At 61.7% G+C, this 17,948-nt stretch carries 8 protein-coding genes; 6 read left to right on the top strand and 2 right to left on the bottom strand.

Annotated features, from left to right (window positions below; translation table 11 throughout):
• Nucleotides 1–39: 39 nt before the first annotated feature.
• Entirely contained in the window at nucleotides 40–7,506 is a 7,467-nt protein-coding gene (locus R5R73_RS08420; RefSeq protein ID WP_322529421.1) for a carbohydrate-binding protein, read from the bottom strand.
• A gap of 678 nt (nucleotides 7,507–8,184) precedes the next feature.
• Here R5R73_RS08420 and R5R73_RS08415 point away from each other — a divergent pair.
• The 6 genes from R5R73_RS08415 to R5R73_RS08390 all read left to right on the top strand — a co-directional run bounded on the left by R5R73_RS08415 (nucleotide 8,185) and on the right by R5R73_RS08390 (nucleotide 16,624).
• Nucleotides 8,185–9,969 carry a type I secretion system permease/ATPase gene (locus R5R73_RS08415; RefSeq protein ID WP_322529420.1) on the top strand — a complete coding sequence of 595 codons (1,785 nt, stop codon included), beginning with the start codon at nucleotides 8,185–8,187 and terminating at the stop codon, nucleotides 9,967–9,969.
• A complete protein-coding gene (locus R5R73_RS08410) occupies nucleotides 9,966–11,303 on the top strand; it encodes an HlyD family type I secretion periplasmic adaptor subunit (RefSeq protein WP_139284231.1) in 1,338 nt (445 codons plus the stop codon). The genes R5R73_RS08415 and R5R73_RS08410 overlap by 4 nt, the downstream gene beginning before the upstream one ends.
• Nucleotides 11,303–12,703, top strand: a complete 1,401-nt coding sequence (locus R5R73_RS08405; protein WP_071230359.1) for a TolC family protein — start codon at nucleotides 11,303–11,305, stop codon at nucleotides 12,701–12,703. Before R5R73_RS08410 ends, R5R73_RS08405 begins: the two co-directional genes overlap by 1 nt.
• A 191-nt stretch (nucleotides 12,704–12,894) precedes the next feature.
• Nucleotides 12,895–13,281, top strand: a complete 387-nt coding sequence (locus R5R73_RS08400; RefSeq protein WP_110633311.1) for an MAPEG family protein — start codon at nucleotides 12,895–12,897, stop codon at nucleotides 13,279–13,281.
• A gap of 157 nt (nucleotides 13,282–13,438) precedes the next feature.
• Nucleotides 13,439–15,598 (top strand): putative bifunctional diguanylate cyclase/phosphodiesterase, encoded by a 2,160-nt coding sequence (locus R5R73_RS08395; RefSeq protein ID WP_322529419.1) that lies wholly within the window; start codon nucleotides 13,439–13,441, stop codon nucleotides 15,596–15,598.
• A 141-nt stretch (nucleotides 15,599–15,739) separates the two neighbouring features.
• The gene (locus tag R5R73_RS08390) at nucleotides 15,740–16,624 is read left to right on the top strand and encodes an LD-carboxypeptidase (protein WP_322529418.1); all 885 of its coding nucleotides are present in this window, start codon (nucleotides 15,740–15,742) and stop codon (nucleotides 16,622–16,624) included.
• 139 nt (nucleotides 16,625–16,763) lie between these two features.
• Here R5R73_RS08390 and fadA read toward each other — a convergent pair whose 3' ends face one another.
• Entirely contained in the window at nucleotides 16,764–17,939 is a 1,176-nt protein-coding gene (gene fadA / locus R5R73_RS08385; RefSeq protein WP_322529417.1) for an acetyl-CoA C-acyltransferase FadA, read from the bottom strand.
• Nucleotides 17,940–17,948 lie beyond the last annotated feature (9 nt).

Below are 17,948 nucleotides of genomic sequence, written 5' to 3'. Positions count from 1 at the left end.
CGATGGACAAGCTGAAGGGATGTTTAGGCGGAAGGAAACCTAGGCGACGCTGGCGGTGTCCGGGTTATCGTCGACCCCGGCCACGGCAACCTCGTCACTGTCCACGAAGAGATCCTCGAAGGCTTGCATCAGGCTGGTGCTCTCGTCGCTCGAGGCGATCATCGAGAACATCGATGCCATGGGCGTCGCCGTCGCACTGGCTTCCGGTGTCAGCGTAAAGGACTGCAGGTTCATCGCCCCGCCGTTGAACGTCAGCCGCAGCGTCTGCTCGCCCGCCGCCAGATCGAGTTCGATACCCTCGTTGACCTGGTAGTTGTTCCAGCCACCGGTATTGGTGACGGATTGCGGTGCAGCGCTGGTGTAGGTGGCACCATCCTGCTCGACGCTGGCCGTGACGGTGCGACCGTTGGACATCGTGGCAGCGGCGAACGACAGCTGATAGGTGCCTGCCTGGGCGACGTCGATGGTGTATTCCACCCATTCGCCGTTGGCGATCGAGCCGATCGAGTTGCCGTTGTCGCGCAGATCGACGCCTTCGTTCCTCGTGTTGACGCCCAGCTGTTCCTCGCTACTGTCATGGTAGGCGACTTCCGCCCCACCCTCGTCATAGAGCCCGGCATTCAGCGTCAGGCCATCGTCCACCGCCCAGGGCGTGCTGGAAGCGTTGAATGCCGATTGAGCGGCAGGTGCCAGACTGAAGGACTCCAGATTCTGCGAGCCGCCGTTGAAGGTCAGCCGAAGGGTCTGCGTCCCCGCCTCCAGTGCTACGTGCTGGCTGTCGGTTGCCTCGAAGGTGTTCCAGCCGCCGGTGTAATCGACGCCGATGGTCACGACTTCGTAGACCCCGGCGCCGTTGTCGAACGTGGCCGTGATCGAGCGGGCGCTACCCGTCTGCGCACCTAGCGCGGACAGGAATGAGAGATCGTAGACGCCGGCCTGATCGACCTCCAGCGTATATTCGACCCACTCCCCGTTCTCGATCCAGCCGATGGCGTCGCCATTGCCGCGAATGTCCACTCCGCCCTCGCGGAAGTTGGTACCTAGCTGGGTTTCGCTGGAGTCCTCGTAGGTCAGATAGGGCGCACCCTCGTCGAACAGCGCCGCATCCAGCGTCAGGCCGCTCTGATCGACCTCCCAGGGCGTCGCGGTCTCGTTGAAAGGCGTTCGTGCCGCGGGTTGAATCCCTTCGATCAGATAAACGTTGTCGTTGTAGTCGGAATTGCCGCCGTTATAGTCCATCAGCGCAAAATAGGTGTTCGCGATCGCGTTTCCGTCGGCGTCAAAAGCCTGGACCATGCGGAAATAGTAACCGGTCTCGATTCCCGGGTCGGCGTTGGAGGACTGGTTATTGAGAGACGGGTCGGTCGACACGCTTGCCGCCGAAAAACCGAAGATATCGTCGCCCAGCCAGGCATCCGGTACCTGCGCGCGACTGATGGTCGTGGTCGCGAAACCGCCGTTGGCGAGGAGCGGCAGGAAAGACTGATTATAGGGCGAGTCATGATGAACCAGACTTCTGGCATCGTTCTTGTCGCCGGGCTCGTGCATGGCAAGTAACGCGCCTCCCGGACCGTGCAAGCCCGCCAGCTGCGTGACCTTGGCCGTTTCGGCGCCGTCGGCAACCTGCCAGTAACGCGAGAGAACTTCGCCCTCCAGCGCGGCTTCGTAGCGTCCGCCAGTATCCACCTCCGACAGGCCGCCGCCCTCCAGCGTGGAGAGCCCGTCGACATGATTACCGAAGCCAAAGACCTGCCAGATTTCGTTGAGATTGGGCTCCCAGCCGCCCTCGTCGCGCGCCTGCCAGAAGCCGGCCAGCTGAATTTCGGTGACGGGGTGATCCACGTCGTCGGATTGAATCGTCAACGTGCCCTCGAACACCCCGTCATCGGCGTTACCGGCCGGGGGGGTATAGGCATCCCGGTTGAACAGGACGCCGACCTCGATGGAGGCGCCGGAGGCCAATCTCAAATCGTCCAGCAAGTGGGCGTCGGCCAACATGAATGGACCGCTGACCGCCACGCTACCTACCGCCAATTCCCCGGTGCCGTTGTTGGTGATGACGACCGAACCGCTGTCCTTGTACTCCCGAGGTCCGTTCTCAGGATGGGTGGCTTCATTGTTTTCCAGATAATTGAAAGCGATGCGGTCGCTGAAGTAGGCCGGATCGGTACTGACAACGCTGATGTTGCCGTCGGAGACGACCGTGACGGGCTCGTCCGACACTTCCAGCGAGTCGATATCGGGCCCGACACCATTGGGCGCGGTGACCGTGACGGTGTTACTGCCCGCCGCCAGCGTCACTTCCACCGTCTGGTAGACCCAGTCGCTCACCGTCTGGCTCTGGGCAGGGAAGTTGACCGTCGGATAACTGACCCCGTTGATCGTCAGCGCCATGGGGCGGTCGGCCTTGCCACTGGTCAACGAGTAGCGGAATGCGATTTCATAGACACCGCTCTGATCGACGTCCACATCCCAGGTAAGGCTCTGGTCGCCGCTGCCGACGAAATCGACGAAGCCTTCGCCCGAGGCGTCACGATCGGTCTGAGAGGAAGGAATGACGACGGCGCCACCCTCGATGACCGCAGCCTCTGCTTCGTAGACGGCATAACCCGGCGTCGTGTCCTCGACCAGTACCTGCAACTGATCGATATTCGGCCCCGTGTTGCTGGTCGACTGCAGTCGGATCGTATTGGCGCCGGCGATCAGCTCGGCCGGAATATCCAGTGTCTGCCACGTATTCCATGCGGCATTGCCACTGACACCGACCGGCGGCGCGAAACCATAGACGCCGATGCTGACATCGTTGACGAAGACTTCCAGCGGCCGGTTGGCCGTGCCCCCGTTGGCGTAGCGAATCCGAAGTACGGCATCGCCAGCGTCGGTCGCACTCATGTCGACGTTGAAAGTGATGAAATCCGCTGTGGTCGCGCCAAAGTCGGCGTAGCCGCCGATCACACCATCGCTGTCGTTGGTGTTGCCGTCGAGCCCGTAGGCGCCGGGACGCACGCCGTACTCCGATCCGACATCGGTGGGCTCGGGGTTGTCGCCGTCTCGGATCACGATCTGAGCGCCGGCCCCGGAAGCGATGATCGCCTGGGACTCGTCTTCGGCCTGGATAGTGGCAATAGTAGTCAAGTCGGCATCTCCTTCTCCGGGGTCAATGATATCGCCAGGCACCGGATCCAGCCGGACGACCTGGCTCTCGCCCGTGCTGCGATTGAGCGTTATCAGATAGAGCTGGCCGGTCAGCGGATTCTCGATGATATCCAGGGGATCGACATAGGAGATGACATTACCGTCGACGTCACGCAGCACGTTATCGTTCGAGACGTTGCCCTCCTCGTCCAGCGTGATCCAACGGATATCGTCACCGCCGGAGTACTCGACGAACAGCAGGCTGCCGTCCAGCGTCGCGCCGAAAACGTTGCTGGTATATTCGATGGCGCCGTTGGGTGAACGGTTGGTACCCAGGGAATACACATCGTCGATCGCGTAATTGCTGTCGGGGTTGGTACCTACCGCGTACTCGTCGGTCTCGTTGGTATCCTCGCCGGCGGTCGGATTCCCGCCGTTGAGGATATATTCGTCGTGCATCGGGTTGGGGTGGCCGTAGTAGCCCCCTTCCTCGACCTTGAATAGCCAGTCGTCCTCGATGCCCACGTTGATCAGCCCTTCGTTGTAGGCCGTCGAAGGATCGTCCGGCGTGACACCTCCGGCAGCCGAGCCGTTGGTGGGCGCGTACAGGCTGCCGTTGGAGTGCCATACCAGATCATAGGCGTTGCGAATGCCGGTGGCGTAGACCTTGAGGACGGCATCGGCCGCAAATGGATCGTAGTATTCGATCAATACGTTGCCGTCGGCATCCTGCATCGTCGCGGTGCCATCTTCCGCGAAGACCAGGTACTGGCCGCCACCCATGTCGATGGGGCCGTTCTTGAGGTCGCCGTCATCGTCTTCGTAGCGAGTGTTGGAACCATCGGTCGGCAACGGTTCGGTCGAGACATCGAAGCCCCCCGCCGGCGCATCCCGATACGGATCGATTTCGAGTACCGCGGCGTTCAGCAGTCGCTCGGGACGGTTACCCCAGGCACTGTCGTCTCCACCCATCGCGGTGTTGGCCCCCTGCGAGACATACAGCAGATAAGGCGGCACGTCAGGGTTGGTCTCGGCGTCGTATTCGGGGTTGGCGTGGAACACCAGGCTGTTGGTGACATGGTCGCCGTTGGAACGCGGCAGCCCCGTGATATAGGTTTCCGCCAACCCGGAGAACGTGGCGTCGCTATCGTCGATCGTGACCTTGCTGACGCGTCCGCTGAATTCGGGTACGCCGTTGTCACGCCCGGTCAGCGGAACCGGATAGTTGTCGGTCACCCATAGCACGTGGGGGTCGGTCGGATCGAAAGCGAGCCCCATGATGCCCCGAGCGCCCTCCTCGCTCTGGAAGTAGTCCAGCGCCAGCGTCTGCTCGTTGGACAGCGCCCCGGTGACCGGATCGACATCGAAGCGCTTGATCTCGCCGTTCATGGTCGAGACGTAGATCTTGCTGTAGTCCGGCGACATGGTGATGGAAGTAAACAGGTACGCTCCATCTTCGGCACCGTTCAGCTCCACCGTCGTGTCGAAGGCCACTTCGCTGTCCTGGACTTCCGGTTCGGCGCCGGTCACGAAGGTAGTGGTGAATTTCTGAAACTCGCGGGTGGGCGCGCTGGGATCGTCGTTGTCGCCGCGGTCCTGGAAGCCGTCGATCACCAAGGTGTAGCTGGTGTACTCATCCAGCTCGCCCACCGGCGATATGGTCAGCGAATCGAACCCGCCGGTGGTATTGATGTTGAACGCGACCTCTTCACCGGTAACGGTGTTGAAGAGCTTGACCGAGCCGTCGTTGAGACTCTCCAGCAACGCACCGCCGCGGCCATCGACCACGGAGATACCGATGAAGATATCGGACGTGGGATCGATACCCACCGGTAGCGTACCGTCGTCCGACTGGAGATGGACCTCCACCTGCTGCTCGCCGACGCCGGCCACGGCCCGCGGATCGGTGAAATAGGCGTAATCTGCAGGCGCCTCGCGGTCATCGTTGGGCGTCAGGTCCGGCAGCGACTGGATCTCGATGTACTGGATTTCGGTGTTGGCGCTGTCGACACCGATCGAGTCGAGCGTCAGTCGGCCGTCGGTCACCTGGACGATTCGCGTCACCAGTGTCGAACGGTAGCCATCGCTGTCATCGGCCGGATTGCCGTCCGCCGGGAAGTCGTCCGGTCGCGCCGAGACAAACGGCGTATTGAAAGCCTCCCCTTCAGCATTGATGACGTTGACACTGTCATACGCGCCGCCGCTGTCGCCGATGGAGATCGTGACTTCGTAATAGCCATCCTCCAGCTCGATTTCCCAGCCGGCGCTTTGACTATAGCCCGGCTTGTCGAAGCCGGCATAGGTCGCCTGCAACGGATCGACATCGGGCAACGCACTGCTGCGGTCACCGAGCGCGTTGGCATCCTGGCCGGCGATCGCCATCGGCGTCGTGCCGTTGGCGGTGCCGTCGGCGATCGAACCCTCCGTCACCCATCCATACTGGTAAGTCTGGCCATCCACCTGCAGCGACTGCTGCCCGAACGCCAGTCCGGTATCGGCAACATAGCCATCCGGCGTGGTCGCGCCGTTCGGCTGGAAGTTGATCTTGACCTCGAAGCGATCACCGGGCTCGACGACGGGATCGCCGCCGTCGTCAGGCAGCGTGTGGATCGACAGGCTGTCAATGTTGGGGCCGATATTGCCGATGTTGGCGAGCCGAACCACGTTGTCGCCGGCACCGAGCTCGATCTCGACGGTGGTTTCCGTCCAGTTCTCCCAGCCCGCGCTGCTCACCCCTGTTGATGGGAAATCGATCGTGCCCTGCGTATCACCGTCTACCGAAAGCGCCATCGGGCGATCGTTCGTGCCGCTGGCGGCGTAGCGAATCGTCAGCAGGTAGGTTCCCGCTTCCGCGACATTGACCGTGAAAGCTCCCGCATCCCCGGTCTGGGATCCCATATCCAGATATCCCGTACCGCTGAAATCGCCCCACAAACCATCAGCGCCGCCACCGCTCGGCTCCGGGTTGCTGGCATCGCGAACCACGGTATCGGCGGCGGAGGAGCCGTCGTCGATCGCCAGCGCTTCCCCCTCGATCGAGAATACCAGCGTGGGATCCGCCGGCAATGCCTCGACATAATCGAAGGTGATCTGGTCGATATTGGGACCGTTGGGTACGCCGCCCTGCGCCGTCGACGGCAGAGTCAACGTCAAGCTGTTGTCGTTTTCGGAGAGCGGTACCGAAACGCTGATCTCGCTCCAGTTGGTCCAGGATCCGGTCGGCGGAAACGAAACCAGGGTGGGCTCCGCGCCGTTGACGGAGAGCAGCAGCGGGCGATCGCCGGTCCCGCCATTGACGTAGCGAATCGTCGCGGTATAGACCCCGGTCTCCTCGGGAGAGACCTGGAAGGTGACCGCATCGCCGGCATCCGTGCCGAAATCGACGTAGCCACCGTCGATCGCGCCCGCGCGGACGACGCCCTGCGCGTCGGGATGTTCGCTGTCGACGACTCGCGTCAGGCCAGCGCTGCTCGTCGCCCCGCTGTCGGCGATGGAAACCAGCGCTGAGTCTTCGGCCTGAATGACCAGCGGCGCCGGCACGTCATCCACAGCGATCGCGGTCAGCGTCAGGCTGTCGATGTTCGGGCCGCCTCCCACGATATTCTCCAGCCGGATGACATTGGTGCCGCTGTCGAGCGTCAGGGTCAGTGTCGCGTGCTGCCAGGTCTCCCACCCCGCCGTCCCGGTACCGGTCGAGGGAAATGTCAGGGTGCCCTGATCGTTGCCATCGACCAGTACGGCCATCGGGCGGGAGGCGCCACTCGCGCTGCTGCCGGCATATCGCACATCGAGCTGATAGGTGCCGGCGGCTGCGACATCCACCTCGAAATAGGCCGCGTCCCCGATCTGCCCCCCCATGTCCACGTACCCGGTACCGCTCGATCCGTTCCACAAGCCATCGCTACCCGCGGCGGCGCTGGTCTCCGGGTTATCGGCATCGCGAACGACCGTATCGGCAGCCGAGCTACCGTCATCGGTCGTCAGTGATTCTCCCTGGAGAGTGAAGACATCGCCCGACCAGCCTTCGACGTTGACGACTTCGATATCGACCGACTGCTCGCTACCCGTCAACAGCTGACCGTTTGCATTCAGCGCATCCAGCATCAGATTGGTCAGACCTCGATCCAGATCCGCGGACAAGGTGAACCGATAAGGGCTTTCCGAAGCCACCTGCTCGCTCGGGTTGCCCGCGGAGTCGGTTACCGTCAGGGTGACAGCGGCAACGTCGCTGGCGGAAAAGCCGCTGCTGTCGATGGGCGCGACTTCCAGCCAGTAGTCCTCACCAAGAAAGTCACGAGTGATGGCAGCGCCCTGCGTCAATGTCTCGACGGTGTCCCCGGTCTGAGCATCGATGATGGATAGCGTGAACATGAATAGAGCCCCTACGCGTTATATGGTGGTTATGAAACGAGCGAGAATGACCGTCGCCCGTTCGGCGCTAACCGACACGATGCCGAGCTCCCGAGCATTGACTGACGGAAGTTCCCTATCGCTGATCGTTTATGGGCCGAAAGACTCGGACTGACTCATGACTAAAGTCTTATCGATGGAGTCTTACCGATGGCAACCTAGCGCTTCTCACTGCCAGCGCAAAGTTGAAACTTCTAAAACCATCAAAACGAGTTTAACGAGAAGCGCATGGAATGTAGCACTCGAACGCCTCACTTCCAACGCATAATCATTGATTTAGCTTCTTTCTCGCCCCCTTATAAAAAGCGCGTTTACATAAAATTTCAAGGATGATAAATATCAAACTCAAGTACCAAAAATCGGTCTGGCATTTCAGTACAAATTCGTAACCTTATCACCATGAAATCCTTTGTTTTTATTCGCACGACTTTTGCCACATATCGAATCAATCGCGACAAAAACACAACAAATCATTGATTTAAAAAGGTTAAAACAACAACCCAAGAACCATACTCCTCTCTCGACCAGGAATCCGCCCTTAAAACCCCGCTTGTAAACTTGTTCACAATTTACGCATCCTGATGGGAACAGCGATGCATCAACGCCACTTTCCACAACAACCTCAGAAGAGAAAATGCTGTGGCAAACCCCCAGGACAAAACCGACCTGCAACAGGCTATATCGGCCAGTCGTCAGGCTTTCCTGTTTATCTTGTTGTTCAGCCTGTTCATCAACTTGCTCATGCTGGCGCCGTCGATTTACATGTTGCAGGTATACGACCGTGTAATCACCACCCGTAGCCCTGAAACCTTGCTCATGCTGACGCTGGTAGTGGTGTTCCTGTTTGTCGTGATGGGCGCCCTGGATCTGGTGCGTTCGCGCATTCTGGTTCGCGTCGGCAACCGACTCGACATGCAGATCAACGAACGGCTCTACCAGGCCACGTTCAAGCGTGCGCTGCTGGTGCCAGGCAGGCCGTCGGCCCAGCCATTCAATGATCTGACCACGCTACGTCAGTTTCTCAGCGGCAATGGGTTGTTCGCCTTCTTCGATGCGCCCTGGATTCCGGTCTACATCGCCATATTGACGCTGTTCCATCCCTGGTTCGGGATCTTCGCCGCCGTCGCCGCCAGCGTGCTGCTGGCGCTGGCATGGATCAACGAAAAGAGCACCCAGTCGCTGCTGAGCGAAGCCAACCGGGAGCACATCCAGTCCCAGGACCTGGCCCAGAGCAACCTGCGCAATGCCGAAGTGCTCCAGGCCATGGGGATGCTGCCGAATCTGCTCGCCCGCTGGCGAGGAAAGCATCACGACTATTTGCTGCATCAATCCCATGCCAGCGATCGGGCCGGTACCCTCAGCAACGTGTCGAAAACCCTGCGAATCCTGTTCCAGTCGTTGATCCTGGGGCTGGGTGCCTTTCTGGTCATCGAAGGTAGCCTGACCGGCGGCATGATGATCGCCGGCTCCATCCTGATGGGCCGCGCACTGGCGCCGATCGACCAGATGATCGGCGGCTGGAAGGGTTTCATCGCCGCACGTACCGCGCACGGACGGCTCAACGCCCTGCTGTCGGCGGTACCTGCCGAGCCTCAGCGCATGCCTCTGCCGCCGCCGACCGGGCGCCTGGCACTCGAATCGGTGACCGCGGGCCCTCCCGGCGAAAGCCGGCCGACCCTGTGGGAACTCGACCTGCTGTGCAATCCCGGCGAGCACATCGCTATCGTCGGCCCCAGTGCCGCGGGCAAATCGACGCTCGCTCGCGTCATGCTGGGCGTCTGGCCGGTGCAAAGTGGCTGTGTCCGGATAGGGGGCACCGATATCGGCCAGTGGCCGCGGGAACGGCTGGGGCCTTTCATCGGCTATCTGCCTCAGGATGTCGAGTTGTTCGACGGCAGCATCAGCGAAAATATCGCCCGTTTCGGTGATCTGGACCCGGCGCGGGTCATCGAGGCCGCCCAGAAGGCGGGCGTGCACGACATCATTCTGCGGCAACCCTCGGGTTACGACACCCAGATCAGCGGGGCCGGCGGCATCCTTTCCGGCGGGCAGCGCCAGCGACTCGGCCTGGCCCGGGCGCTTTACGGCAACCCGGTCCTGGTGGTGCTCGACGAGCCGGACGCCAATCTCGATGCCAGCGGCGAACGCGCGCTGCTGCACTGCCTGCGCCAGCTCAAGACTCAAGGCACCACGGTGTTCATCATCAGCCATTCATCGACCATCCTCGAGCATGTCGACCGTGTCCTGACACTGCAGGAAGGACGTATGGTGTCCTGCGCTCCCGCCCGCCAGCCTGCGCCGAAGATGGCGCAATCCTCGCGGGAGAGCGGCACACCCGTTCACTCCATCCGGATGCGTGCCCGCGGCAAGCCGGACGACTCGCGATCATCTCTTCCTCTCCCCCCGGAACCGCCGACGTCATGACGATTTCATCTGCCGCGCCGATAGCGCTCGGGGCTCCTGCCCCTCAGTTGCCCACCAGCGATCGCACCAGCCGACGCTGGGGTCTGGCCATTCTGGTATTCGCCCTGGGCGGTTTCGTGCTCTGGTCGGTCACGGCCGATCTCGCGGTCGCGGTGGTGGCGCCGGGATCGGTGGCCGTCGAGACCTCGACCAAGAAGGTTCAACACTTCGAGGGCGGCATCGTCAAACGCATCCTGGTCGAGGATGGCGATCAGGTCAGTGCCGGAGATTCGCTGATCGTGCTCGACGACACCCAGCCGCTGGCCAAGCTCTCGATTGCCGAGTCGGAATACCGTATTGCCCTGGCGAGCGAGGTCCGCCTGCTGGCCGAGCAGAGCGACCGCGACACGCTGACGTTTCCCGATATCCTGCTCGATGACGTGTCGGCGCGGGTGCAGGCCGTGGTCGACGTGCAGCAGCGTCTGTTCCAGGTCCGCCGGCAGTCGTTGAAGGACGCGCTGTCCGCACTGGACGAGAAGGCTCGCCAGATGCAGGAGCAGATCGCCGGTCTCGAGCGGTTGCAGCAGGTCAATCGGTCCAAGATCAACTCGCTTTCCGGAGAAGCCGGCGACTATCGCACGCTGTTCAAGGAGGGGCTTGGAGACAACCAGCGCCTGCGCGAGCTCGAACGCCAGGTGCTCGAGTATCAGGGGGAAAACGCCCAGCATAGCGCGGAAGTGGCGCAGCTACGTTCGCAGATCAGCGAGAACGGGTTCCAGAAGGAAATTCGTCGACAGGAGTATCACCAGGAAGTCGGCGAACATCTCAAGGATGTCCAGTCCCAGGTGACGGACGCCGAGGAGCGGGTCACCGCGCTGCGCGATCAGGTTCAGCGTACCGCTATCGTCGCGCCGGTCTCGGGAACCGTCGTCGGCCTCCAGGTCCACACCCAGGGCGCCGTCATTCGCTCCGGCGATACGGTGATGGAAATCGTCCCGGCCAACGAAGCCTTTATCGTCGAAGCGCGAATCCCGGATCGCGACATCGACAATGTCCACATCGGACAACCTGCCGAGATCCGCTTCAGTGCCTTCAACCAGCGGCTATCCAATGTGATCGAAGGTGAAGTCGCCCACGTTTCAGCAGACAGTTTCGAAGACGAGGCAACACGCAACCATTACTACAAGGCCCGCATCCGCGTCACCGACGTGGGTCATTCCGAAATGACTTCGTCGATGCAGCTGCTGGCCGGCATGCCTGCCGAAGTCATGCTGAAGACCGGCGACCGCACCTTTGCCAGCTACATGTTCAAACCGTTCAGCGACATGCTGGCACGCGCGATGCGAGAAGAGTGATGCCATCCATTCGTCAATGGGCGTTGACCGGTTGTCTGGCGACGCTGATCGCCACGGCGCATGCCCAGCCACTCAAGATCGAAGCACCGCTACCGTCCCTTCCACAACTGGTCGCCCTGGCGCTGACCTACGACAGCGGCTTGCAGAGCCAGCGCCTGGATAGCCAATCGATGGCGCAGGAAGTGCCGATGGCGCAGGCAGGGTTGCGCCCCCGGCTCGATGCCACCGCTGCCTATCGCTACACGGACGCCGACAATATCTACACCGACAATCCCGATGACTATCCGGACGAGGTCTATGACGATCGCGTTTCCGGCAGGACGCGGGACACCAGTTGGGAACTGCGGCTGACACAGCCGCTGTTCAGCCTCGAGCGCTGGCGCCGGGTCGGCAAGGCTCGTGCGCAGATGGATGCGGCGGCGCTGCAGGTGGCCGTCGCCGAGCGTGACCTCGCGGTCAAGGTGGTGGAAACCTATCTCGATGCCTACCAGGCCTCGCGCAAGCTGGGCTTGCTGATCGCGCAGCGCGAGTCGCTGGTCTTGCAGCAGCGCCAGGCCCAGCGCGCCTACGACCTGGGTATCGGCGATCGTATCAACCTGCTGGAGTCCCAGTCGCGGCTGGATCAGGCGGTCGCCGACCAGACATCGGCGGAAAACGACCTGACCAACGCTCTGAGCGACCTCGAAAGGCTGACCGGCGTTGCGCTTCCCTTTGATCCGGTACTGGTCGATACGCCGGAGAATCTGAACATCTCACCGGAATCTCGCCCGCTGGAGAGCTGGCTGGCATTGAGCCGAAATAATGTGCAGGTGCGCCTGGCCGCCGAGCGCCAGCGCGTCGCCGACAGGGATACCGACGTGCGACGCGCGTCACGCTATCCCGAACTCAACCTGGTGGTCGGCTACAGCGATGTCGACAGTAGCGATGCCTTGAGAACCAGCAACGATCTTTCGGCCAGCGTGGAAATGAACCTGCCGATCTACCAGGGTGGCTATACCACCGCCAGTATCCGCCAGGGAGAGCTGACGGCACGAGCCAGCGCGGCCAGCACGGAGAACGAACGCCGACTGGCCCAGCAGGAGGTTCGCAAGCGCCTGCTCAGCATGCAGGGCGACCTGCGCCAGCTGGAGGCCCTGCAGCGCTCGGTGGAATCCGGCAGTCTGTTCCTGCAGGCGGCGATTCGCGGCGAATCTCTCGGCCTGAGAGACTTGGTAGATGTCCTCGACGCCCGCTCCTCGCTCTATGATCTGCGCATTCGCTTCATCGAAACGCTCTGCCTCTATCTCGAGGATCGCACCTATTTGCAGGCCACTACCGATCAACTCGACACATCGACACTGGCGGAGGTGGCAAGCATTCTGGAGCGTGTAGAACGGGCAGCGCCGAGCGACGATGTCTGAACCGGACCAGGTTGGGAAAAGAAATATCGGACAATGCTCCGATGACTAGGCGGTCGAAGCGCCAATATTTTCAGGTCCCGATCGACCGTATTCGACAACCGTACGATCGACGAACGATCTGCTATCTTGACTAAAAATCGCCGGATAAGGCGTTCGGCGGGATCGACCGAGAGAGCGCAAGAGGGAATGCAATGAGCCTGCCACTATGGTGCCTGCTGATAACCGCGCTATTGCCCTTCTGGCTGGCATTCTGGGGCAGCAGCGTCAGGCGCCGGGAATTCGGTCACCTGGATAATCATCATCCACGCCAGCAATATGCGCAGATGACAGGTAAAGGCGCGCGTCTCTGGGCAGCGCAGAGCAACGCCTGGGAGGCGCTGGCGCTGTTCACCGCGGGTATCGTTGCCATGCAGACCTCGGGTGGCGGCAGGCTTGCGGATATCGCCTGCGTCGTCTTCGTGCTGGCTCGGATCGGCCATGGTCTCTGTTACGCCCTGGATCTGGCGACACTGAGGTCTTCTCTTTTCGTCGTCAGCTTTCTGGCCGTACTGTCACTCTTCATGACGGCTCTGCTATAGGCTACATGGCATCAAGGTGCGATCTTTCGAAAAGAGCGCCACGGCAAGGACCCATAGCGTTCAGGACCATCAAGTTTTAGCGAAATGAGCCGATAGAGTTCGAATCACCTTCCATGATTCGCTTTTTGCCATTCGAGTGCGATCGAGATCCCGTCCCATGTCCACCGACAATGAATTCCAACGCGGTTCGCCACAAGACACCGACGATAGCCTCGGAGAAGATAGTCTCGGAGAAGACAGCCTCGGAGAATCAGTGCTGCCTGCCCTGCCTTTCGAAAACGCGATGGCCGGTGATCTCGACACACACCAGCAATGGGCGCTGGAAGCCATGGCCGCAGCCCGGACCTCCTACTGGCGATGGTCTGCCCCCGAACACAGCTTTCTCTGCGGCACGATAGCCGAACGAAGCGATAGCGACCTTCTGCGTCTTGACTGGTGGACGCTATTGAAGACGATGCCGTCGGCCGAGCGTCGGCGTCTGATCACCCTATGGCGGCGAATGAACGACGGTCAGCAGGACCGCGTCGACGTGCTGATACAACCCGACGCCACCAAGCCATCGATCTGGTGGCGCATCCGCGGCGCGATCACCTCGCGCGACGATGACGCCTCCCCTCTCGCGGCAACCGGCACCTGGGAAGTCCTCGACGATCCGCGTGACCAGCGACCTCATGGCAGCGTCCGGGCGCATGCGTTCGCCGCCTCGCGCGATTCGATGCTGGTCGTCGACAATCGCTGGCGCATTCTGGAAATCAACGACGCGTTCACCGCGCTCGGGGGGTTACCACCGAGCGCGATACTCGGCCGCGCACTGCAGCAGTACATAGATGCCGATGTGCTGCGCTCCGACCCGGCGACGGTCGCGCGTAACGATCGCATCCAGCACTACGAAGGACTCTTCCATGTCGAAGGGGCAGCACCCGTTCCCGTGGAATTGACCCTCAGCCACTTTACGCTGGACGAAACTGGCGAGACTCACTATATCGCCGCGCTACGGGACATCTCGGCACGCAAGCGCTCCGAGCGGGAGCTGGAGCATCTCGCCAGGATCGACACGCTGACTCAACTGCCCAATCGTGCGACGCTGCAGCAGACGCTGAACGGGCGGCTGCTCAGGCTCCTGCCTGGACACGGGCTCGCGGTCCTCTTCATCGATCTGGATGGTTTCAAGCACATCAACGACTCGCTGGGGCACCAGTCGGGCGACATCCTGCTGAAAATCATCGTCAAGCGGCTACGCGCCACGGTGCGTAGCAAGGATCTGGTCGCGCGCTGGGGCGGCGACGAATTCGTCGTGGTCATCGAGGTGGGCAGCGACACGGAACTCGCCGACAGGATCGCCCAACGCCTGCTCGAAGCGCTGTCCCACCCCATGGTGATCGGCGGGCATCAGATCAGCGTCACCGCCAGTATCGGCATCGTTCACGCACCGCAGAACGGGCGCGACGGAGAGACTCTGCTCAAGCATGCCGATGTCGCCATGTATGCGGCGAAGAACCGGGGCAAGAACGCCATCGTCGTCTATCACGAGCAGCTGAAGCATCACAGCCTGGAACAGATGTCGATGCTCGCCCACCTGCGGGAAGCCATCGCCAAGGACGCTCTCGACTTCGTGGTCCAGCCCAAGTTCGACGGCAACAATCGAATGATCGGCGCCGAACTGCTCGCGCGCTGGATGACCGAAGAACATGGCGAAGTCCCCCCTGCCGTCTTCGTACCACTTACCGAAAACAACGGAATGGCGTCGGCACTGGGCAACCTGGCCATCGACCGCGCCGCCCAATATGCCGCCCGCCTGGCCGCCACGGGTAATCCGTTACCGGTATCGGTGAACATCTCCGCACTGCATGTCATGGACGATAAGCTGGCGAATACGCTGCGCAGTGCCTGCCATCGTCATCACATCACGGCCGACCAGATCGAACTGGAAGTGACGGAGTCCGTGTTCATGGAAGACACGCGGATACCGGAAGCTCGGATCGAACATCTCAGAAGTCAGGGCTTCCGTGTCGCGATGGATGACTTTGGCGCCGGCTACTCATCGCTGGGCTATCTCAAGCGACTGCCCTTCGACACCATCAAGATCGATCGCTGTTTCATGCACGGCCTGGAGGCGGACCGGCGTTCACGCGACCTGCTGGCAGGCATCGTCGAACTGTGCAACCTGCTCGGCATGGAAACCGTTGCCGAAGGCGTCGAGACCGAAGAACAGTGGCAACTGCTGCAGACGTTGGGCGTCAAGCAGTACCAGGGATTCTACTTGGGCCGCCCCATGGCGATGGAACAATTGTTGGAGCGGCTGAAGAGAGATACCTGATGGCGTCTTCAAATAAAGCATTTCTAACAGTCACATGGCGTCAGACCGGGGAAAGAAATCAGCTGGTAGCATCGGGCGCCGTGCTGGCGTAACGTGCAAAACGTCATCATTCACTCGCCCGACTTCGTGAAGCCGTTACCCATGTCTCCGACTTTCAGCCTGATCGCTCCTGCCTCCTTCACCCGACCCGATGTGCTGGAACAAGCCGCCCGGGCCTTGCAGCCGTTCGGTATCGCCGTTCGCTTTCCCGATCGGCTACAGGATCAACGGCGCTATCTGGCCGGGAGCGTCGAGCATCGCCTTCAGACGCTCTACGATGCCTACGCCGATCCCGACACCGATGCCGTCTGGGCCGTTCGCGGCGGCTATGGCTGCGCCCACCTGGCGACCGAAATCGACTGGAACCGGCTCTCTCGCAAGCCGTTGATCGGTTATTCCGATCTCAGCGTGCTGCTGGATCAGTGCCATCGCCACGGCTTGCCGGCCATCCATGGCCCGGTGATGAAAGAGGGCGTAAAACTCGCCAGCGATGACGCCGACCTTCGCGCCGCGAGCCATCGCGATTTCGGTGCCCTGCTCGGGCTGCTCGAGGGCCGGTCGCCGGAGAGCGTGGCGTTGACGCCTGTTTCGGCCGCTTCGGCGGCGGCGATCGAAGGGCCGCTCGTCGGCGGCAATCTCGCGACCCTGGCCAGCGTTGCCGGCACCTCGCTGGCGTTTCGCGCGCCACCCGGGGCGATTGTGATTCTGGAAGACGTTGGCGAGCCCTACTACCGGCTCGAGCGCGATCTGTGGCAACTGGTCCATTCCGGTGCGCTGGACGCCGCCGCCGCCGTCTGCATCGGCACTTTCGAGAATTGCGCCCCCTACGGGGATCTCGAGATCGAGACGCTGTTCGAGACCTGGCTGGCGCCCCGTGGCCTGCCGCTCTACGCAGGGCTTCCTGTCGGCCACGGGCGCGACAACCTGCCTTGGCGCTACGGGTCGAAGGCGCGTATCGCCAGCGATCGGCTGCATTTCCTCGACTGAGCTTGTCACCAGGACCCGGTTACGTTCACTCGAATCCACGAAAAACGCCGCCTCGCATGGACGAGGCGGCGATCGTCGATTGGCTACCGGTTTCGATTGGCTACCGGCTACGACTGGCATCCTGCACGTGGATTCGCACCTACACGCGCTCGAACACTGTAGCGATGCCCTGCCCCATGCCGATACACATCGTCGCCAGGCCCATCGCGGTGTCCTGTTGACGCATGACGTTGAGCAAGGTGGTGCAGATACGCGCCCCGGAACAGCCCAGCGGATGGCCGAGCGCGATGGCGCCACCATGCAGGTTGACCGCCTCGTCCAGCCGATCGAGCAGTTCGAGATCCTTCAGCACCGGGATCGACTGTGCCGCGAAGGCTTCGTTGAGCTCGACTGTCTGGATGTCCCCGATCTTGAGACCGGCGGTTGCCAGCGCCTTCTGCGTCGCCGGAACCGGGCCATACCCCATGATCGAGGCATCACAGCCGGCCACGCCGGTCGAGACGACTTTCGCCAGAGGCTCCAGTCCCAGAGATTTCGCCCGCTCGTAGCTCATCACCATCAGCGCCGAAGCGCCAACGGAGAGCGCCGACGAGGTCGCCGCGGTCACCGTGCCGTTCTTGGGATCGAACACCGGCTTGAGCGATGCCATCTGTTCGAGACTGGCGTCTTCGCGTACCACCTCGTCGTGCTTGATCAGACTGCGGTAGCCCTGCTGATCGTGTCCCTCGATCGGCACGATCTCGTTGTCGAAATAGCCTTGACGGTTGGCCTCGCTGGCGCGTCGATGAGAACGCAGCCCGAACTGGTCCTGCTGTTCGCGAGTCACCCCGTGCATCTTGCCCAGCAGTTCCGCCGTCAAGCCCATCATCATCGCCGCCTTGGCAGTGCTCTTGCTGACCGCCGGATTGACATCGATGCCGTGATCCATCGGCACGTGCTCCATGTGCTCGACCCCGCCGATGAGGTAGCAGTCGCCCATGTCGGCGCGAATGTTGGCCACCGCGATATGCAGCGCGCTCATCGACGATCCGCACAGGCGATTGATAGTCTGCGCCGGCACCGAACGCGGGATGCCGGTCAAAATGGCGGCATTGCGCGCGATGTTCATCGACTGTTCCAGGGTCTGGTTGACGCAACCCCAGAGGATGTCGTCGACGCAGGCAGGGTCGAGCTTCGTGTTGCGAGTGAACAGCGCCTGCATCACGGCAGCGGAGAGATTCTCGGCGCGGACGTGACGAAAGGCGCCGTTCTTGACCTTGGCCATGGGTGAGCGTACGGCATCGACCACCACGGCATCTCTTGCTTTCAAACTCATGACTGTGAC

Origin of the sequence: Salinicola sp. LHM, assembly GCF_034479735.1 — a bacterium.
GTDB lineage: Bacteria > Pseudomonadota > Gammaproteobacteria > Pseudomonadales > Halomonadaceae > Salinicola > Salinicola salarius.
This window is presented reverse-complemented; position numbering and strand designations above follow the sequence as displayed.